This window comes from Mesorhizobium sp. WSM4904 (assembly GCF_029674545.1).
GTDB lineage: Bacteria > Pseudomonadota > Alphaproteobacteria > Rhizobiales > Rhizobiaceae > Mesorhizobium.
The window spans coordinates 3294286-3314075 of sequence record NZ_CP121354.1 but is presented as its reverse complement, the minus strand read 5'-3'; the positions used below and the strand labels follow the sequence as shown (position 1 = coordinate 3314075).

Below are 19790 nucleotides of genomic sequence, written 5' to 3'. Positions count from 1 at the left end.
GCCGATCAGTAAGGCAAGCCGACGTAGTTTTCGGCGAGCGCAGCGGACGCCGCTTTGGAATGCACCAGATATTCGAGCTCGGCTTCCTGGATGCGCTGGCCGAATTCGCCGTTTTCCGGAAAACGGTGCAGGATCGTCGTCATCCACCAGGAAAAGCGCACGGCTTTCCAGACTCGGGCCAGCGCCTTGGCTGAATAGGCATCGAGCCTGGCTTCAGATTTGTCGCCATAGAATTCGCGAAGCCCGGCAAAGAGATAGCGCACGTCGCTGGCGGCGAGGTTGAGGCCCTTGGCGCCGGTCGGCGGCACGATATGGGCGGCGTCGCCGACCAGGAACAATTTTCCGAAGCGCATCGGCTCGGCGACGAAGGAGCGCAGCGGCGCGATCGACTTCTCGAAGGACGGCCCGGTGGTGACGGCGGCAGCGGTTTGCGGCGGCAGGCGCCGGCGCAACTCCTCCCAGAAGCGGTCGTCAGACCAGGCCTCGACATGCTCATCGGCGGGGACCTGCACATAGTAGCGGCTGCGGCGCGGCGAGCGCATCGAGCAGAGTGCAAAGCCCCGCTCGTGATTGGCGTAGATCAACTCATGATCGGCTGGCGGCACCTCGGCCAATACGCCCAGCCAGCCGAACGGATATTGCCGCTCGAAGGTCTTCAGCGCGCCTTCCGGCACCGTACGGCGGCTGACGCCGTGATAGCCGTCGCAGCCGGCGATGAAATCGCAGTCGATGCGATGGCTGGCACCGTCCTTGTTGTAAGTCACGAAGGGCGACGCGGCGTCGAAATCATGCAGCGCGACATTCGCCGCCTCGTAGACGGTGACGAGCCCAGCCGCCTCGCGTTTGTCCATCAGGTCATGCGTCACCTCGGTTTGGCCGTAGACGGTGACATGCTTGCCGCCGGTCAAGCCCGTGAGGTCGATGCGATGCAGGCGCCCGTCGAAGGCGAGCGAGATGCCGGAATGCGGCAGGCCCTCGGCATGGAGCCTCCCCGCAGCGCCCGCTTCGCCGAGCAGATCGACCGTGCCCTGCTCCAGCACGCCGGCCCGCACCCGGCCGAGCACATGCTCGCGGCTCGACCGTTCGAGAATGATAGTCTCGATGCCGATGGTGGCGAGCAGTTGGCCGAGCAGCAGGCCCGACGGTCCCGAGCCGATGATGGCCACCTGCGTGCGCATCAGCGGCCAAGGCTCTCGATCTGCCCGACAAGCTCGGCGGCAAGCCTGAGCGCCGCTGCCGTCGCCACCACCATCTGCGGCAGGATCAGCCATTCCAGCGTCCAGGCGGCGCCCGAGCGCTCCTGCTCATGCACCAGCGCCTGGTGCATGCCTGCAAGCTGCGTGGCGTTGAAGCGGGCGAGCGCGACCAGCGTTTCCGCCTTCACCGGATTCTGCTTGTGCGGCATCGCCGACGAGCCACCGCCGCCGGAAAGCCTGATGTCGGTTCCGGCTTGCGCCATCAGCGCGACGTCCTGACCGAACTTGCCGAGGCTGCCGGTGACGAGCGACAGCCAGCCGGCGAACTCGGCGAGCGCGGCGCGCTGGCTATGCCATTGTGGCGCGTCGCCAAGGCCGAGCCTGGCGGCGAGCGCCCCGCGCACAGCCAGCGCTTTGTCGCCGAGCTTGTCGAGCGTGCCGGCCGCACCGCCGAACTGCACCACAAGCAGCCGGCCGGCCTGTTCCTTCAGGCGCTGCTGGTGGCGTTCGAGCGGCGCCCGCCACGAAGCGATCCGGTCCGCCACCGGGATCAAGATTGCCGGCTGCATGCGCGTCATCCCCATCAGCGCCCTGCCCCCGAACTCCTCTGCGAGCCCGGTGAGCCGCACGATGTTTTCGCCGAGCAGCAGGCCGATATGATCGATCGCCCGGCCGAGGCGCAGCACCAGCGAGGTATCGACGACATCCTGGCTGGTCGCGCCTAAATGAACGAACTCGCCGTGCGGATCGCCGACCGCCGCCCTGATCTGACGCACCAATTGCGGCACCACGACGCCGTCCTTGGCGACGCCGGCGCGCAGCTTCGCCGTGTCCGGTCGGAAGGAGGCCAGCGCTTTGACGATCGCCGCCTCGGCATCGTGCGGGATAACGCCGCATTCGGCTTCCGCCTCGGCCAGCGCCCGCTCGAAACCGAGCATCGCTTCGATATCGGCTTCGACGGAAAAATGCCGCGTGGCCTCCTCGTCGCCGAGCAGGCCGGAAAGCAGCGGATGATCGAAGGGCGAAACGGTCATGTCGCCACGGTCAGCTGTCGAAGAAGACCGTCTCCTTTTCGCCCTGTAGATGGACATCGAAGACGTAGGTGTCGCCCTGGCGCTCGGCGATCAGCGTCGGCACACGCACGCGGTGCTCGATGCGCGCCAGGATCGGGTCCTCGGCATTGGCCTTTTCCTCGTCCGAGAAATAAAGCCGCGTGTTGAGGCCGATATTGATGCCGCGCGCCACGACCCACAGCGTGATGTGCGGCGCCATAAGCCGCCCGTCGCGGAACGGCACCCGGCCAGGCTTGATCGTCTGGAACAGGCAGGTCCCGGTTTCCATGTCGGTCGGCTGCCGTCCCCAGCCTTGGAAATTAGGATCGGCCGCGCCACGCAATTCGGCCGGCGAATTGTAGAGCCCGTTGGCGTCCGCCTGCCAGATCTCGATCAGCGCATCCTTGAGTGGCGTGCCGGTGCCGTCGTGCACGCGGATGCGCAGCTCGATGCGCTCGCCCTTGGTCTGGTCGTTGACCATCGTCGAGCCGAGGTCGCCCGGATAGACGCCGCCGATGCCGCAGAAATTCGGCGTCAGCCCGATATGCACATAGGGTCCGGCGGTCTGCGAAGGGCTCTCCTTCAGCCGGTCGAGCGATTGTGCCATCAATTGCCCTCCGGCCTGTTCTCGAACAGCGTCGAGCGGCGCCCGCGCAGCACGATGTCGAACTTGTAGGCGAGCGCATCCATCGGGATTGTCGACTGCATGTCCAGCGAGGCGATCAGCGCTTCGACGGCAGCCTTGTTGGAAATGCCGCCGACGATCGGGCAGCGCCAGATCAGCGGATCGCCTTCGAAATACATCTGCGTGATCAGCCGCTGCGCGAAGCCGTGGCCGAACACGGAAAAGTGGATATGCGCCGGGCGCCAGTCGTTCGGCCCGTTCGGCCATGGATAGGGTCCGGGCCTGACCGTGCGAAAGGCATAGAAGCCGTCCTCGTCGGTGATGGCTCGGCCGCAGCCGCCGAAATTCGGATCGAGCGGCGCGAGATAGCCGTCCTTCTTGTGGCGGTAGCGGCCGCCGGCATTGGCCTGCCAGAATTCGAGCAGCACGCCGGGCACGCCCTTGCCGCGCTCGTCGAGCACGCGTCCATGGACGATGATGCGCTCGCCGAGGGCGCTCTCGCCGGGCCTGGCGAAATTGTGGATCAGGTCGTTGTCGAGCTCGCCGAGCATGGTATGGCCGAACACCGGGCCGGTGAGTTCCGACAGCGTGTTGTCGAAGGCGATCAGCGCCTTCTGCGGCGAGCGCAGCACCGAGCTCTTGTAGGGAGGCGTGAATGCCGGCGGGTGCCATTGGCGGTCGCGCTGGTAGAAGGCACCGGTTTCCGGCGTCCGGTTGGAGCCAGGTTCAGGCATGGGGGACTCCGTCCATCTGCGCGAACACCTCCTTGGCGACCTTGAAGGCGCGGTTGGCCGCCGGCACGCCGGCATAGACCGCGACATGCAGGAAGGCTTCGCGGATATCGTCGCGCGAGGCGCCCGTATTGGCGGTGGCGCGCACATGCATGGCCACCTCCTCGTCATGGCCGAGCGCCGCAAGCAGCGCCAGCGTCACGATCGAACGCTCGCGCTTCGTCAGGCCGGGGCGCGACCACACCGTCCCCCAGGCGGCCTCGGTGATCAGCTGCTGGAACGGCAGGTCGAAATCGGTCGTCGCGGCCTCGGCACGGTCGACATGCTGATCGCCGAGCACGGAGCGGCGGACCTCGACCCCGGTTGGGTATCGGTTTTCATTCTTGGAGTCGTTATCCATGGGCGTGGCTTCCCTCAGGCAACGAGGCGACAAAGTCGCGGATCAGGGTGACAAGCGCGTCGGGCCGCTCGATGCAAGGAATATGCGCCGCGCCACAGATAACCTCGAAGCGCGCGCCTGGGATCAATTCGGCAAGCGCGCGCACAAGGTCCGGCGGCGTCGAGCCGTCCTGGTCGCCGACGATGCAGAGCGTCGCCACCGCGATACGGCGCGCGCTGTCGGTGAAATCGGCGTCGCGCACCGCCATGCATGTGCCGATGTAGCCGGGCAGCGCCTGCCTGGTCAGCATGTTGCGGCAGCCGGCAAGCTCGGCGGCGCGATTGGCATGGAAATCCGGCGTGAACCACACTTTCAGCACGCCATCGGCAATCGCCTCTATGCCGTCGCGCTCGACCGTCGCGATGCGGCTGTTCCAGCTCTCGGCGGTACCGATCTTGTGCGCCGTGTCGCTCAGGATCAACGCCTCGACGCATTCCGGTCGGCGAGCATAAAGCCCCTGCGCGACCATGCCGCCGACGGAAAGGCCGCAGAGCACCACCTTGTCGAAACCGAAGTGATCGACAAGCGCGCTCAGATCATCGACATGGTCGCCGATCGAACGCACGCCGCTGCCGATATCCGAAAGCCCATGGCCGCGCTTGTCGTAGACGAGCATCGGCATTTCGTCTTCAAGACGCGCGACGACGTCGTCCCAGATCCGGAAGTCGGTGCCGAGCGAATTGATGAAGATGATCGGACGCGAAGTACCGGTCGCTTCGATATAGCGATGGTGCAGCGTGACGCCGCCTATGCTGGCGAATGGCACGGTTTCGATCCTCCGAAGCCCACATTGCACCAGCTATTTGGTTCGGTAAATCGAAACCGTCCAGGATTGCTTCGGCCGCTCCCTATAGGAGCTCCGCTGCCTATCCCAGCGTCAGGCCCGCTTTCTTCGCTTCCTCGCGCAGGAACGGCAGCCCGATCTCGATGACGTCGCGCGGATCTTCCGCCACCGGGCGCCACACGGCCAGCCCGCCGGCGATGTCGACGTCGACATGGTTCATGCTTTCGAGCGTGATCGCGCCCTCATAGCCGATGTCGGCGATCGCCTTCATGCAGGCCGCCCAGTTGAGCATGCCGCGCCCCGGCACGCCGCGATTGGCCTCCGAGACATGCACGTAGCCGAGGAAGGGCGCCGCCGCCTCGAAGCCCGCGGCAAAGCTCTCTTCCTCGATATGCATGTGGTAGGTGTCGAGGTGGATGAAGATGTTGTCGGCGCCGATGCGCTCGATGATGCGCGCCGCGTCGATGCCGCGGTTGATCAGATGCGTCTCGTAGCGGTTGCACGGCTCGATGCCGAGCTTCAGGCCGCGCGACTTGGCGGATTTCGCCGCACGTTCGAGGAAGCGGCACATGCCGTCGATCTCCCTCTGCGTCGGCGCGCGGCCCGTGGTCTTGCCGATCGTGCCGTAGGTGACGCCGCCGAGCGCCTCGGCCCCCACCTCGTTGCAGACCTTGAAGGCCGGCTGCAGGAAATCGAGCGCTTCCTCGGGCCGCTCGACAACGTCGAGCGCACGCGGCAAGCCAAGCGACGGGATGAGCTGAACGCCGTAGTGGTTGGCGAAGCCGCGCGTGCGCTTGGTGTCGATCTCCTCGGGTCTGAGCAGCGGGATCTCCATCAGGCCGATGCCGAGCTCCTTCAGCCTGTCCATCTGCGGCTCGATGCGGGCGAGGTCCCAGACCGGGGCTATGGCGAAAGTGTGCAGTCCGAACGTGTTCATGTCAGCCTCGTTGCTCGTGCGCCGCCGCTGCGGCCGTATCGCCGCCGCCGACGATGCGGCTGACGACTTCGTTCATGTTGGTCCTGGCGGTGACGAGATCGGCATCCGCCCTTCCGTGGCGCAGCACCACGATGCGGTCGGTGACCGACAGCACGTCGTTCAGTCGGTGCGAGATCAGGATGACGGCAATGCCTTCCGACTTTAGGCGCCGGATGAGATCGAGCACGCTCTGCACCTCGCGCACGGCGAGCGCCGCCGTCGGCTCGTCCATGATGACGAGCTTCGGATTGAAGGTGAGCGCCCGCGCGATCGCCACCGTCTGCTGCTGGCCGCCGGAGAAGGAGCCGACGGAGCGGCTGATCGACGGCAGATGCGCGCCGAGCCGCTCGATCATGCGCGCCGCCTGGCGATCCATCTCAGCCTTGTCGACGAAACCCGGGAACAGACCGAGCAGCCTTTTCGTCGGCTCGCGGCCGAGGAAGATGTTCGAGGCAACGTCCTGTTGTTTGGCAAGCGACAGGTCCTGGTAGATCATCTCGATGCCGAGCCGGCGGCGCTGGCCGGGGTCGAGGGCGAGTATGTCCTTGCCGTCGAATTCGATCGAGCCGGTATCGGCGCGGTAGATGCCGGTTATGGTCTTCATCAGCGTCGACTTGCCGGCCCCGTTGTCGCCGACCAGCCCGACCACCTCGCCGGCAGCGACCGACAGGTCGACGCCGTGCAGCACGTCAACCGCGCCGAAGCTCTTGCGGATGTTGTGGAGCGAAAGCAGGGTCATACGCGCGACTCCTTCCGCACCTGGTACTGGTCGATGAAGACCGCGAGGATCAGCACCGCGCCGATCGCCATCTGCTGGTAGTAGGACTGCACCGCAAGCAGCGTCAGCCCATTCTGCAGCACGCCCATGATCAGCGCGCCGATCATCGTGCCGAGGATCGAGGCGCGGCCGCCGAACAGATTGGTGCCGCCGATGATCGCCGCCGTGATGGCGGTGAGCTCGTAGTTGATGCCGGCGGTCGGATCGCCGGCATTGACGCGGGCGGTGAAGAGCAGACCGGCAAGACCGGCGATCGCGCCGGAAAGCGTGTAGATGATGCGGCGATGCTGCTCGACGCGGATGCCGGCGGCGCGGGCGGCGCCCTCGCTGTCGCCGAGCGCCAGCGTGTGGCGTCCGAAGCGCGTATAGGCAAGCACCGCATGCGCCACGATCGCGGTGAGCACGAAGATGATGACCGGCATCGGAATGCCGAGGGGCCTCCCTTGCCCGATATAGACGATTTCTGGCGGCAGGCCGTAGATCGCCCTGCCCTGCGAGATGACGAGCGCGAGCCCGCGCGCGAGACCCAGCATGCCGAGCGTCACGATGAAGGCCGGCACGAAGGCGCGGGTGACCAGTTGTCCGTTGATGTAGCCGGCGATGGCGCCGGCAAGGATGCAGGCGATCACCGCGAACACCGATGGCCAGCCGAGATTGACGGCGACGAAGGCGCCCGCCACGCCGGCAAGGCCCATGACCGAGCCGAGCGAAAGGTCGAGCCCGCCCGAGCCGATGACGAAGGTGGCTGCGATCGCCAGCACGCCGATCGTCGAGGTCGCGAGCAGGATGTTGAGGAAATTGCTGAGCGACAGGAAGAAGGGCGACAGCAGCGCCATCGCCGCGCTCAGCAAGACAAGCACCAGCAGCGACTCCAGCCTGATATGGAGCCGCTCGACGGATGCGCGCTGCACCCGAGCCCAGAACCCGGGCTGTTCAGAAGCCATGTCTTTGCACCTTTAAGAGAGGGCGGTAAGGCAGTAGGGCTTAGGCAGTAGTGAAAATATGGAAGCGATCCGAGCGGTCGAACCGCTCGCTTCCCCTACTGCCTACTGCCTACTGCCTATTTCCTCACTTCACATATTGCAGCATCGGCTCCTTGCCGGCGTCGAGCACGTCCTTGGTCAGCACCAGGGTGGGCACGGCGATGCTTTCCTCGACCTTCTCGCCGGCGAGCGCCTTCTTGACGTTCTCTACCGCCTGCTTGCCGACCAGATAGGGCAGTTGCGCGACGGAAGCGTTGAGGCGGCCTTCCTTGATCGACTTCACCGCATCGACATTGCCGTCGACGCCGATCATCGTCACCTGCTGGCCCTTGCCGGCCGCATAGACCGATTCCACCGCGCCCAGCGCCATGCCGTCATTGGCGCAGAAGATGGCGACGAGATCGGGATGCGCGGTCAGCGTGTCGGTGGCGATCGAGGCCGCCTTGCCGCGATCCCAGTCGCCCGGCAATGAAGCGACGATCTGCAGCCCCGGCGCAAGTTCCTTCAGCTTGTCGGCAAAGCCCTTGGCACGCTTCTCGCCGGTGATGTTGCCGGAGAGGCCCTCGATCACCAGCACCGGCCCCTTGGCGTCCTTGCCGAGCTTGGAAACGAGATATTCCGCCCCTTGCGCGCCGGCAGCGACGTTGTCGGAACCGATGTGGAAGGTGACCTTGACGCCTTCCTTGTCGAGCACTGCCTGGTCGAGGTTGTTGTCGAGGTCGACGATCTTGATGCCGGCGTCCTGCGCCGACTTCAGGCAGGGCAAGAGGTTGGTCGAGTTGATGGCGGCGGTGATCATCGCCACCGGCTTGCGCTCGAGCATCGTGTTGCAGAGGTTGAGCTGCGGCTCGGCCGCCTGGTCGCTTTCGGCCGCCTGCTGGAAGTATTTCACGCCGGCTTCCTTGGCGCCATCGGCGACGCCCTGGGCCATCGCACCCCAGAACGGATTGGCCAAGGTCTTCATCAGCACGCCGTATTCGCCGTCCTCCGCCTTGGCGGCGCCAATAGCCGAAACGGCAAGAACCACGGCCAAGGCAATGGTAAATCGATTTATCTTTGGGAAAAGCGATGTCATTCCATCCTCCGTTTGTTGTTTGCGCCGGATGCCTCGGCCAGGGCCGGCGCCTTTCTTCCGCTGTAGACAATGGGGGCTATTGTCGGTCTCCTCCCCCGGAATGCGGGACGCTGCCTGGCGAGCCAACGGATTCCCGCATCAACACCTTGCAGGGTTCGAGCCGCGCCCTTGGCGGCCCCCCCTCGCCTTCTATCCTACGAAACAAAACCTCCATCGCGTTGCCGGCGATCTCGCGCACCGGCTGCACCACCGCGGCGATCGCCGGCCAGGTCACCTGCATCCATTCGGCATCGTCGAAGCCGACCAGCGAGATGTCGTTCGGGCAATGCCAGCCGCGCCGCCGGAATTCCGACAGCGCTACCAGCGTGCCCTTGAGGAAGAGGGAATAGACCGCCGTCGGCCGGTCGTCGCCGGCTTCGCGCTTGCTGAAATAGTCGCGCAGCAGCGTTCGCAGCGGTTCGACGTCGCTTTCGCAGAGCACGACGTCGATACGAATGTCGGGCGCAAGCTCGAGTGCGGTGTTGCGAAACCCTTCGAGGCGAGCGCGCACCGTCGCCGCCTGCTGGCCGAGGCCGACGACGAGGATGTGGCGATGGCCCTGGCCGACAAGCGCGCGCGCCACTTCGGCACTTGCCGCCGCGCTGTCCGCTGAAACCGTATCGAAGGCATCGTCGGCAAGCACGCGGTCGATCAGCACGCCGGTCATGCCGTTTGCCTTCATGAAGGCGGCCGCCGGCCCATGCTCGTTGCGCACCGGCGCCAGCACGACGCCTGCGACGCGCCAGTCGTGCATGCGGGCAAGGATCTCCTTCTCGCGCTGTTCCGATTCACGGCTGGAGGCGGCGACGAGCGTATAGCCGCGCTGTTCGGCAAGGCCTTCGAGCTCGCTCACCATCTGGCCGAAGAACTCGCTTTCGAACTCCGGCATGATGGCGCCGATGATGCGGCGCTTGGCCCTGCGCATGTCGGAAGCGAGCGGATCGACGCGGTAGCCCAGAAGCTCGACGGCATCGAGGACGCGCTGTGCGTTTTCCGGCTTCACCGTGGTGACGCCGGACAGCACCTTGGAGACGGTCGCCGCCGACACGCCGGCATGGCTTGCCACGTCGTGGATCGACGGGCGCCGCTGCTGGCCTTCCTGTTGCGCCATTAGCCTCCTCCTGAGGACAGGTAATCGCCTGCCCTCTCACCAATATAACCGATAAATCGATTTTTCGCTGTTGTAAATCGTTTCATCCGGAGTAAAAAACACAGATGTGATTGACGCGATCCAATCGCGCCGGGAGGAAAAATCATGTCCGCCAAAGCCTTGCCGCTGGTGATCAGCGCACCCGAACCGCGCACGCTCGATCTGATCTTCACGCCGCCGCAGCTGGCGCTGTTTCGCAGGAAATATCGCATCGTCGAGACAACGCCCGAAGGCGTGGCGAAGTTGCCAGCCGACGTGCTTGCCCAAGCGCGCTACATCGTCGGCCAGCCGCCGATCGCGCCCGAAACGCTGGAGAAATTGAAGGCGCTGCGCTGCATCTTCAATGTCGAAACCAACCTCATCAACAACATGCCCTATGAGACGCTGTTTGCCCGCGGCATCCACGTCGTCACCACCGGACTGGTCTTCGCCGAGCCGGTCGCCGAGTTGGGCCTTGCCATGGCGCTCAACCTGGCGCGCGGCATCGTCGATGCCGATCTCGCCTTCCGGCAGGGCAAGGAGCTTTGGGGCGGCGACGGCAACCAGACCGCGCGTCTCCTCTCCGGCGCCGATGTCGGCATCGTCGGCTTCGGCGACCTCGGCCGCGCGCTCAACCGCCTGCTCTCCGGCTTCCGCACCCGCACCAGGGCCTATGATCCGTGGCTGCCGCCTTCCGTGCTGGTCGAGCATGGCGTCGAGCCGTCTTCTCTCGACAAGGTGCTGTCGGAAAGCGACTTCGTCTTCGTCGTCGCGTCGGTGACCAGCGAGAACCAGGGTTTTCTCGGCGCCGACGCTTTCGCGAAAATGCGCAAAGGGGCCGCCTTCATCCTGCTCAGCCGCGCAGACGTCGTCGATTTCGCGGCCTTGATGGAGGCCGTGCGAAGCGGCCACATCGTTGCCGCCAGCGATGTCTTCCCGGAAGAGCCGCTGGCGAAAAAGCATCCGGTGCGCGCGCTGCCCGGCTTCCTGCGTTCGGCCCACCGCGCCGGCGCGCTCGACGTCGCCTTCAGGCGCATGGGCGACATGGTGCTGGAGGACATGGACCTTGTCGACCGCGGCCTGCCGCCGATGCGCTCCAAGCGCGCCGAGCGCGAGACCGTCTCGCGGATGCGCTCCAAACCGGTCGATAGGAACTGACCCGCGCCTTGTCGGCCAGGCAGCGGAATTTCCTACTAATGATTGCATCCTGAAGCAGAACAACCAAACTTAACGGCGGATGATGAGAAGTTTCTCGCTTGTAAGCTTGCTCAGAAAACCTTTTCTGCGTTGCATGAAGTAGAGGAACTTTGATCCAAATCTTCCGTTGATGACATGATCGTTTCTCGAACGATCCGGAGAAACAGGAGGTCTATGTCATGAACGTCAAGATGATCTGCTTCGGCGCGATGGCGCTTTCGATGGTTGCGGGCTCCGCGCTCGCCGCCGGACAGACTGGTACTTCGGCGCTCGACGATCCGGCCAAGATGCAGCCTTTCTATACCGACTCCAGCATGAAGACGATGGTCAGCAAGGACGCCTTCGTGAAGGCGTGGAAGGCACTGTCGCCGGAGGATCAAACGGCGATGATGACCGCATGCGCCGATGAGGCCAAGAACGCCAACGCGGCCAACACCCATCCGGAGTTCTGCAGCAGCGTCAAGGAGAACGGCGGCAGCAAGTAGGCAGTCAGTGTAGGCGAATATGATACGGCCCGTTCGCGGGGCCGTTCTTCCAGGAAAAGTGTGCAGCGGTTTTCCGCCCGGAATTGCATCAAAACAAAGAGAGCGTTTCGCCGTTTCCGTGAAACGATGAGACGCTTTAGGCAACGAGATCGCCGCGGCTCGCCTGTTCGGCGCCGCCGCCGAAATTGGCTTCAAGCCAGGCGATCGCGCTGGCGACGTCGGCAATGGCGAAACGTGCCGCGGTCTCGCCCTGCGGCTTCACGCGGATCGAGATCCCGCCCGCGGCATTGACGGTCTCAAAACCGTTTTCGTCGGACGTGTCGTCGCCAAGGAACACCGGGCGTCTGCCGCTGAACGGATCGAGCTGCATGAAGCGCCGGATCGCGGCGCCTTTGGCGGCTTCCAGCGGCATCAGTTCGACCCCCGCGTTACCCGCGATGACCCTGTACCCTTCCGGCAGGCGGGCAAGTGCCGCCTCGACCAGTTCCGTCGCGCGCGCCAGAAGATGCGGGGCCGCCCTTGTGTGAATGGCGAGCACCGGGCCCTTGCGTTCGACATAGACGGCTTTGCTGGCCAGCTCCAGCTCGATTTCGTCGGCAAGTGCTGCCATGTCCGCCGGCTCGTCGGCGGCCTCGATTTGACCGTTCGGCGTCAGCCTGTGCTCCAGCCCATAGAGGCCGGCGATCCGCAGCCTCAAGGGATCGAACAGTCCGTCGACGGCCGCGATCGAACGGCCGGTGATGAAGGCGAGCGCGCCGTCCAGACGCCGTTCGATCGTCTCCAGGAGGAGCCGCAGGCCGTCGCTGACCGACACGCTGTCCGGATGGGCGGCATGCTCGAGCAAGGTGCCGTCAATGTCGAGGAAGAGCGCCCACCGGCCGTCGGAAAGGCGCGGCGTCAAATCTGTCTGGATATTCATCGGAATCCGACTGCCTGCTTGCGTTCGAACATGGAGACGACATTGTCGCCGTTCACCGACCGGTCGGATAATGCGGTAACCCGGTCGAGCTCGTCGCGCTTCCTCAGCCGCGCCGCGTCGAGCAGCATGCTGCCGGCCCAGCGATAGACATTGTTGTCGCGGACGATTTCGCGCATGCGCCGCATGCGCCCACGCTGCTCCTCCGGCCCCATGGTCAGCGCTTGCAGCATGACCTCGCTCATCATCGCCGCGTCGTAGGGGTTGACGATGAGCGCCTCCAGCAGCTCGCGCGATGCGCCAGCGAAGGTGCTGAGCAGAAGCACGCCCTGCTCGTCGTCTCGCGCGGCGACGAATTCCTTGGCGACGAGATTCATGCCGTCATGCAGGCTGGTGACCAGACAGATGTCGGCCGCCCGGTAGATTTCGTAGACGTCCTTCTGGGAGTGATGCGCGGCCACCAGGACCACAGGACGATAATTCTCGCTGCCATAACGCTCGTTGAGCTCCTCGGCTAAGTGCTGGCATTCCTCATGCAGCTGCTTGTAGGCAGGCAGCGAGCCTCGGCTGGGCGCGGCGATCTGCAGGAACACCACCTGGCCGATCGTCTCGGGGTGGCGAATGAACAGCTCCTCCAGCGCGTGGAAGCGGTCGAGGATGCCCTTGGTGTAGTCGAGCCGCTCGACGCCGACGCAGAGCTTGGCATCGGCCGGAATGCCGAACCGCTCGCGGATGTGCTGCCGGGATTCTTCGACCGAAGGCAGGGTCCTCAGCAACTCGACGGGCCATTCGATCGAGATCGGATAGGCATGCACCAAGGTCGTCTGGCCGCCATAGGACACGGCGGCATCCGCGCGCTCGATCCGGCTCTCCATGAAGCGGTCGACGCTTTCGGTGAAGTTGTTGGCGTGGAATTGCGTGTGGAACCCTATGATGGAGCTGCCGAGCAGGCCGTCGAGGATGCGCTCGCGCCACGGGCAGATGCTGAACACCTCGGAGTTCGGCCATGGGATGTGCCAGAAGGTGATGACGATCGCCTCTGGCAGCCGCTCGCGGATCATGCGCGGCAAAAGCGCAAAGTGATAGTCCTGCACCAGCACGATCGGCCGCTTGTTGCGCGCCTCGGCGACCACGGTATCGGCGAATTTGCGGTTGACGGCTTCGTAGGCTTCCCAGTCGGAATCGCGAAAGATCGGGCGGGTGAAGGCGATATGGCAGAGCGGCCACAGGCCCTCATTGGCAAAGCCCAGATAGTAACCCTGATATTGCTCGTCCGTCAGCCAGACCCGGCGCAGCGTGTAGGAGGGACTGCCAGGGGGCACCTGCACACGGTCGTCCCCGTCCACCACCAGGTGGTCGGCGCTGCCGCCGCCATAGGCGATCCACGTGCCCGCGCAGGCGCGGGTGATCGGCTCGAGTGCCGAAACCAGTCCGCTTGCGGGCACGACGAGTTCGACATCGCCATTCTTGTCCTCGTTGTGGATGTAGGGCTCGCGATTGGAAACGACGATGACCTGTGCGTCCGGCAGATCCTCGGTGAGGATCTTGCGCAACGTCTCCGGCGACCAAGTGACGAGGGCGGCATCGACAGACTGTCCGTTCTTCTCGAATTCGCGCAGCACCTTGCGCGCGGTTTCCGAGGCGACGTCCTCACCCAAGGCGAACGTGTTCACGTCCTTCGGATGCCGGCGGCGGTGCCGGAACATTGAAATGAAGATCGCCAGAGCGGAAAGTGTCAGACTTGCTAGAATAAGGACCCACCAAAGGTCGACGCCATATTGTATCATTGAATGCCAGGTTGCCTCCGGCTGTCCGCTATTTTGTTTTTCGTTCTTGCCGGCTGCGGAGCGGTAGACCGGTACGAATTTGCAAACGCGTAAACCGGTCGTCGGTTCCGACATTTTTCGATTATCCGACGCGTACTTGCAGAATTCCGCTTACGTGCGCACAATAAGCGGCACCAGGCCCTCATGCCGATCAGCGAGGAAGGCAACGACGCGGTCGCCGACACGCTGGAAGGTGAGGTCGACAGATCTGTCGCCAACCGATAGATGCCGAAGCGTGAGTGTGTCGATGCCAGCCGGCAGCCTTGGGCGCGTAATGTGCAATTCACCTTCCCAGCCATCGATCTCCAGGCCGAGGCAGGCCTGCATCAACATGAAGGTTGAGCCTGCCGACCAGGCCTGCGGCAGGCAGGCGACCGGATAGGCGATCGGCGCCTCGCCCGGCGCTCGGGTGAAGCCGCAGAACAGCTCCGGCAGGCGCATGTTGAAATGCACGGCCGACTCGAAGGTGCCGCTCATCAGTCGCACCACGCTCTCGCGCTCGCCATAGCGCGCCAGGCCGACGCCGCAGAGCGCCGTGTCGTGCGGCCAGATCGAGCCGTTGTGGTAGGACATCGGGTTGAAGAAGATCGCGTCGTCGGCGAGCGTCCTCACTCCCCAACCGGAATGGAAGGAGGCCGACAGCAACTGGTCGGCGACCATCTTGGCGCGCTCCGGCTGCGACAGCCCGACATAGAGCAGATGCCCGGCGTTCGACGTTCGCACCTTGCAGGGCTCGCCCTCACCGTCGATGGCAAGGGCGTAGAAGTTGAGATCGTCCATCCAGAAGTCGCGCTCGACGGCCAGCCGCATTTCCTCGGCGAGGTTTTCCCAGTGCTCGGCATCGGCGAATTCGCCGCGGCGGCGCGCGAGCGCGGCAAGGCCGCGGTAAGCTGCAAAGACATAGCCTTGCACCTCGACCAGCGCGATCGGTCCTTTAGGCATGCGGCCATCGGCATGGAAGACGGAGTCGATGCTGTCCTTCCAGCCCTGGTTGGCGAGCCCGGACTCGGCCCCACGCTGGTAAGTGACGAAACCTGTCGCCCGGCTTGCCTCTTCCGTCCATTCGGCGGCCGCCTTGAGCGATGGCCAGAGGGTATCGATGAAAGCCATGTCGCCGGTGCGGTCGGCATAGGCGCAGGCGAGATGAATGTAGAGCGGGGTCGTGTCGACGCCGCCATAGTAGCGGCCGAAAGGAAGCTCGCGCAGCGCCGCCATCTCACCCTTGCGGGTCTCGTGCATGATCTTGCCCGGCTGGGAGTCGATGAAGGGCGAGGTCTCCGTCGCCTGATGCTCGGCCAGAAACGCCAGCACGCCGCGCGCCAGACCGGGATTGAGCCACAGCATCTGCAGTCCCGAGATCACGCCGTCGCGGCCGAAGGCCGTCGAGAACCACGGGATGCCGGCATAGGGATAGGGCCCGGTCGAGAGCTCGGTGGTGAGCAGCGCGACATCGGCGCGTGCGCGCTCGACCCAGTCGTTGAACACGCGACCGGAACTGTGCACCGTGGCGCCGTGCCGGCGCTTGGCGCGCATGCCGAAACGGGCGCGGGCCGCGGCGGCGCGGAAGCGGTCGCGCCCGGGTATGTCGGCGACCTCCGGACCGACTTCGACATAAAGCACCTTGCTGCTGCGCTTGGTGACCGCGATCAGGAAATCGGCGCGATTGTCGCCCAACCGGTCAGGGGCTTGCGAGAAGGAAATCACCGACAGGCGCGGCAACCCGTCGAGACCGTCATAGCCGAGCAGCACCGACGCCTTGTCGGTCTTGGCGACATGGACCGTTCCACGCTTCGGCCGCGTCGAGCCGCGCACCTCGAACATGTCCCGGAAGTCGGCGGCGAAATGCAACGAGACGGCAATGGTCGAGTGCTCGCGGCTGTAGTTGGAAAGCGTGATGCGATCGAACAGCCGATCCTGCCAGATCAGCCTGACGCGCTCGATATGGATCGCGCCTTGCGGAATGTCGCGGCCGGCGGCGCTCTGGATCGGCAGGTTGGTCAGGTTGCTGGTGAACAGCACATTGTCCTGACTGAGCGAGGCGCCAAGCAGCGACATCGGTCTGCCGCCGACCGTCAGGCGGAATTCGGAGAGGACGCGCGTATCGTCGCGAAAGAAACCGTCGCCGGCGCCCCTGATGTCGCCATAGGCGTCCGTGACGGCAAAACAGTCGCCCTGTTTGAGCGCGAACAGCCGATGCGGCTCCCGCGGTGCCGTCTCGTCGAGTGAGGCAAGGGCCACCGCGGGATCGAGCTTTCGCTCGTCGAGTTGCGTCATTCGTCACCTCTTCGTTTTGTCCCGCCCCCGAAGACAATGCCGATCAGGAGGCTCTCGCCTCCCGGATGCCGATCAGGCGCATATAGGCGGCGAGATAGTCGCGCGCCATCCTGGTGGCTGAAAACCGCTTTTCGAAGGCTGCCCTCACCCGCCTTCGATCAAGTTCGAGCAGGGTGGGCATCGCGGCGACGGCCTCATCGGCGCTGTCCACGACGAAGCCGGTCACGCCCTGGTCGATGATCTCCGGCAGGGCGCCGCAGTTCCAGGCGATCACCGGCGTGCCGCAAGCCATGGCCTCGATCGGAGCCAGGCCGAACGGCTCCGGCCAGTCGATGGGGAACAGAAGGCCCGCGGCGTTGCCGAGAAAGCCGGCCTTCTCGTCTTCCGCGATCTCGCCGACATAATCGACGCGGTCGCCGTCGATGAGCGCCTCGATCTCGTCGTGAAAATAGGCGCGGTCGTCATCGCCGATCTTGGCGGCCAGCTTCAGCTTCAATCCGGACCGGCGCGCGATCTCGATCGCTCGGTCCGGCCGTTTGTCGCGCGAAAGGCGCCCGAGGAAGGCTAGATACGGCTCTTCGGGTGACGGGTCATACGTGGGCCGATAGGCATCGACCGGGATCCCGTGATGGATCGTCGCCAGCCAGTTGGCGTCGGGCAATCCCTGCTTCTGGCTGTGCGAGATGGAGATCATCGGAAAGCGCGGGAAGCGCTTGTAGGCCGGCGCCAGGTCGACATAGTCGAGCCTGCCATGCGGCGTCGTCACCGTTCGATCCGACATGTGCTCGAAGAACGGAAAATGCGCGAAATGGCTGAGATGGAAATGGATGACGTCGAATTCGTCGGCCCGCTCGCGCACGTCGGCAAGCATCGCCAGATGCGCAGCGATTTCCGATTTCTTCGGCCGCGGGTCGAGGCGGATCGCCTGGTCGCGGCCCGGCACCAGCCGCGCCGAGGTCTCGCTGTCGCCGCTCGCGAACAGCGTCACGTCGTGTCCCAGTTCCACCAGCGCTTCGGTGAGATGATAGACGATGCGCTCCGTGCCGCCATAAAATCTCGGGGGGACGGATTCATAGAGCGGCGCGACATGGGCAATGCGCATGGATTCCCTCAAACTGTTGACGGGAACCAAAATGCGTCAGCCGCGAGATCGTTCCTCCCAATCGGCCGCATGTGGCGGAGTATATGGCGCCGGGCGCTCGCGAGAGCGCGGCTATACGGCGAATGGCCGGCCGACGGCTGGCCCCCACTTTGGTCGCCGGCGCCTAGCCGATCTTTTCGGGCGCGTGCAGTCCCTTGCGTTGGAAATACTTGGCTTTTCTGCCTTGAGCTTCTTCTCCATTTTCCATGAATGTTAGCTGTTTCACAGTCAGCACGCGGCCAGAAGCATAAATTGCCGGGCCTATCGATTCCATTTGTAAATACTTCTGCCCATTCCGCCGCGCGACATCGGACCCCTTCGATCGCGCAGGCCGGAAGCGCAATCGGGGGCGATGCGGATGCGGGTCTACGAGGCGATCGTCAAAGGGCTGGAGGGGATCGGCGTCGGCGCCGCGTTCGGCGGCGCGGGCGAAAATGCCGCCGGGCTGATGCTGGCGCTGAAACACTCCAAGTCGATCCGGCCGGTGATCACGCGGCATGAGCAGGCTGCATCCTTCATGGCCTGCGGCTATGCCATGTTATCGGGCCGCCTCGGCGTCTGCTTCGCCACGGCCGGCCCCGGCGCCTTCAACCTGTTCTCCGGACTTGCGGTCGCGATGTCGGATTCCTACCCTGTGCTTGCCGTCTCCGGTTACGCCTCGCGCAGATGGACCGGCAAAGGCGCACTGAACGAGACGTCGGGCGTGAGCCGCACGCCGAACTCGCAGGCGATGTTTGCCGCGACGACGAAGAAATCCTTCCTGCTCGCCGATGCTGCGAAAACCTGCGATGTGCTGGAAGAAGCCGTCAACATCGCCTTCGAAGGCCGGCCGGGTCCCGTCCATATCCATGTGCCGGAAGACCTCACCGATCACGGCGTTTCGGTCGACAATTTCCGTCCGATCGATCTTCGGGTGAAGCCTGTCCTGCCGGACCCGGCTCGGGTGCAGGACGTGGCCGAAACGCTGGTGGAGGCGCTGGAGAAGGGCAAGAAGCTCCTGGCGCTGATCGGCTTCGGCGCGGTGAAGAGCGGCGCCGGCCACGAGCTGAAGCAGCTCGTCGAACGCTATCAGATCCCCTTCGCGACCACGCTGGACGGCAAGGGCATCATAGCCGAGCGGCACCCTCTGTGCGCCGGTGTCTTCTGCGACAGCGGCCACAGCGCCGCCTGGAAGGCTTTCCTCGAGGCGGATGTCGTCCTTGCCGTCGGCAATTCCTTCGCCCAGCACGCCACCTTCGGCTTCCGCGACGACCTGTTCGCCGACCACAAGCTCATCCACATCAACATCGACATCGGCGAGATCGACAAGGTCTACAAGGCCGACGGCGCCATTATCGGCGACGCCAGGCTGGCCGTCGGCGCTCTGCTCGACAAGATGTCGGGCTTGCTCGAGCCGAGCCCGCCGGCAGACCGCGAGGCGACCGACTACAGCGACGAGCACATCCTCCATCTCACCGGCAAGATCCATCCTGGCCAGATGGCGCAGTCGCTGTCGAAACGGCTGCCTGACAATGCCATCGTTCTCGCCGATGCCGGCGCGCACCTCGCCTGGCTCGGCTACTATCTGCAGATCGCGCCGGGCCAGAATTTCCGCAAGCCCGGCGGTTTCGGCCCGATGGCGGGCAACGTCAACGGCGCGCTAGGCGTCAAGCTAGCCCATCCCGAGCGGACGGTGATCGTCGGCTGCGGCGACGGCTGCTATTTGCTCTCGGGCTTCGAGCTGCTCACCGCCGTCCAATACGACATCCCGGTGATCTGGATCGTCTTCAACAACGCCGAGTTCCAGCTGATCAAGCTCTACCAGCTGCAATCCTACCAGGAATACGGCCTGGTCGATTTCGGCAATCCCGACTACGTCGCCTACGCCCAGGCCTGCGGCGCGAAGGGTTATCGCGTCGAGACTCTGGAAGAATTCGAAGCCGCGCTCGAGGACGCGCTGGCGCTCGGCAAGCCCGCGATCATCGACGCCCACATCACGCGCCTGGCGCTGCCGCACTACAGCGCCTCGCCCGAGGGTGTGGTCGCCGGCGTCGCCGAAATGATCGCGGAGCGCATCCGCCCGGATTAGGCAATTCTAGGAAAACTGCACAGCGGTTTTCCGTGAAAACAAAGAGTTGGTGCGGTTCGGCAAGCCTGACAAACGC

General features: G+C 64.6%; 19 protein-coding genes. 3 read left to right on the top strand and 16 right to left on the bottom strand.

Going from position 1 to position 19790, the window contains the following annotated elements:
* Positions 1–5: 5 nt before the first annotated feature.
* From pobA to QAZ47_RS15770, 11 genes are all read right to left on the bottom strand, one after another.
* A complete protein-coding gene (gene pobA, locus QAZ47_RS15820) occupies positions 6–1178 on the bottom strand; it encodes a 4-hydroxybenzoate 3-monooxygenase (protein ID WP_278233731.1) in 1173 nt (390 codons plus the stop codon).
* Positions 1178–2230: a 3-carboxy-cis,cis-muconate cycloisomerase gene (locus QAZ47_RS15815; RefSeq protein ID WP_278233730.1), complete on the bottom strand. Its 1053-nt coding sequence runs from the start codon at positions 2228–2230 to the stop codon at positions 1178–1180. Before QAZ47_RS15815 ends, pobA begins: the two co-directional genes overlap by 1 nt.
* Positions 2231–2240: 10 nt before the next feature.
* Positions 2241–2855 (bottom strand): protocatechuate 3,4-dioxygenase subunit alpha, encoded by a 615-nt coding sequence (pcaG, locus tag QAZ47_RS15810; RefSeq protein WP_278233729.1) that lies wholly within the window; start codon positions 2853–2855, stop codon positions 2241–2243.
* On the bottom strand, positions 2855–3607 hold the full coding sequence (gene pcaH / locus QAZ47_RS15805) for a protocatechuate 3,4-dioxygenase subunit beta (RefSeq protein WP_278233728.1): 753 nt from the start codon (positions 3605–3607) through the stop codon (positions 2855–2857). The genes pcaG and pcaH overlap by 1 nt, the downstream gene beginning before the upstream one ends.
* Complete coding sequence (gene pcaC, locus QAZ47_RS15800; RefSeq protein ID WP_278233727.1) at positions 3600–4004, bottom strand: 4-carboxymuconolactone decarboxylase; 405 nt, start codon at positions 4002–4004, stop codon at positions 3600–3602. Before pcaC ends, pcaH begins: the two co-directional genes overlap by 8 nt.
* A complete protein-coding gene (gene pcaD / locus QAZ47_RS15795; protein WP_278233726.1) occupies positions 3997–4809 on the bottom strand; it encodes a 3-oxoadipate enol-lactonase in 813 nt (270 codons plus the stop codon). The genes pcaC and pcaD overlap by 8 nt, the downstream gene beginning before the upstream one ends.
* Positions 4810–4909: 100 nt before the next feature.
* Positions 4910–5764, bottom strand: a complete 855-nt coding sequence (locus QAZ47_RS15790) for a sugar phosphate isomerase/epimerase family protein (RefSeq protein ID WP_278233725.1) — start codon at positions 5762–5764, stop codon at positions 4910–4912.
* A gap of 1 nt (position 5765) precedes the next feature.
* Positions 5766–6542, bottom strand: coding sequence for an ATP-binding cassette domain-containing protein (locus QAZ47_RS15785; protein WP_278207693.1), 777 nt, complete (start codon positions 6540–6542; stop codon positions 5766–5768).
* On the bottom strand, positions 6539–7525 hold the full coding sequence (locus QAZ47_RS15780) for an ABC transporter permease (protein WP_278233724.1): 987 nt from the start codon (positions 7523–7525) through the stop codon (positions 6539–6541). Before QAZ47_RS15780 ends, QAZ47_RS15785 begins: the two co-directional genes overlap by 4 nt.
* Positions 7526–7649: 124 nt before the next feature.
* Positions 7650–8639 carry a substrate-binding domain-containing protein gene (locus QAZ47_RS15775; protein WP_278233723.1) on the bottom strand — a complete coding sequence of 330 codons (990 nt, stop codon included), beginning with the start codon at positions 8637–8639 and terminating at the stop codon, positions 7650–7652.
* Positions 8640–8715: 76 nt separating this feature from the next.
* Positions 8716–9789 carry a LacI family DNA-binding transcriptional regulator gene (locus QAZ47_RS15770; RefSeq protein WP_278233722.1) on the bottom strand — a complete coding sequence of 358 codons (1074 nt, stop codon included), beginning with the start codon at positions 9787–9789 and terminating at the stop codon, positions 8716–8718.
* 144 nt (positions 9790–9933) lie between these two features.
* On the opposite strand from QAZ47_RS15770, the gene QAZ47_RS15765 reads away from it, so the two are divergent.
* On the top strand, positions 9934–10965 hold the full coding sequence (locus QAZ47_RS15765) for a hydroxyacid dehydrogenase (RefSeq protein ID WP_278233721.1): 1032 nt from the start codon (positions 9934–9936) through the stop codon (positions 10963–10965).
* Positions 10966–11183: 218 nt separating this feature from the next.
* The gene (locus tag QAZ47_RS15760; protein WP_278207687.1) at positions 11184–11489 is read left to right on the top strand and encodes a hypothetical protein; all 306 of its coding nucleotides are present in this window, start codon (positions 11184–11186) and stop codon (positions 11487–11489) included.
* A gap of 136 nt (positions 11490–11625) precedes the next feature.
* Here the strand turns inward: QAZ47_RS15760 and otsB are convergent, their stop codons facing one another.
* The 5 genes from otsB to QAZ47_RS15735 all read right to left on the bottom strand — a co-directional run bounded on the left by otsB (position 11626) and on the right by QAZ47_RS15735 (position 17920).
* Positions 11626–12408, bottom strand: a complete 783-nt coding sequence (gene otsB / locus QAZ47_RS15755) for a trehalose-phosphatase (protein WP_278233720.1) — start codon at positions 12406–12408, stop codon at positions 11626–11628.
* Positions 12405–14192, bottom strand: coding sequence for a trehalose-6-phosphate synthase (locus tag QAZ47_RS15750; protein ID WP_278233719.1), 1788 nt, complete (start codon positions 14190–14192; stop codon positions 12405–12407). Before QAZ47_RS15750 ends, otsB begins: the two co-directional genes overlap by 4 nt.
* Positions 14193–14342: 150 nt before the next feature.
* A complete protein-coding gene (locus QAZ47_RS15745; protein ID WP_278207684.1) occupies positions 14343–16505 on the bottom strand; it encodes an amylo-alpha-1,6-glucosidase in 2163 nt (720 codons plus the stop codon).
* 43 nt (positions 16506–16548) lie between these two features.
* The gene (locus tag QAZ47_RS15740) at positions 16549–17607 is read right to left on the bottom strand and encodes a glycosyltransferase family 4 protein (protein ID WP_278233718.1); all 1059 of its coding nucleotides are present in this window, start codon (positions 17605–17607) and stop codon (positions 16549–16551) included.
* Positions 17608–17770: 163 nt separating this feature from the next.
* Positions 17771–17920, bottom strand: coding sequence for a hypothetical protein (locus tag QAZ47_RS15735; RefSeq protein ID WP_278207682.1), 150 nt, complete (start codon positions 17918–17920; stop codon positions 17771–17773).
* Positions 17921–18004: 84 nt separating this feature from the next.
* On the opposite strand from QAZ47_RS15735, the gene QAZ47_RS15730 reads away from it, so the two are divergent.
* Positions 18005–19714: a thiamine pyrophosphate-binding protein gene (locus QAZ47_RS15730; protein WP_278233717.1), complete on the top strand. Its 1710-nt coding sequence runs from the start codon at positions 18005–18007 to the stop codon at positions 19712–19714.
* The last annotated feature ends 76 nt before the right edge of the window (positions 19715–19790 follow it).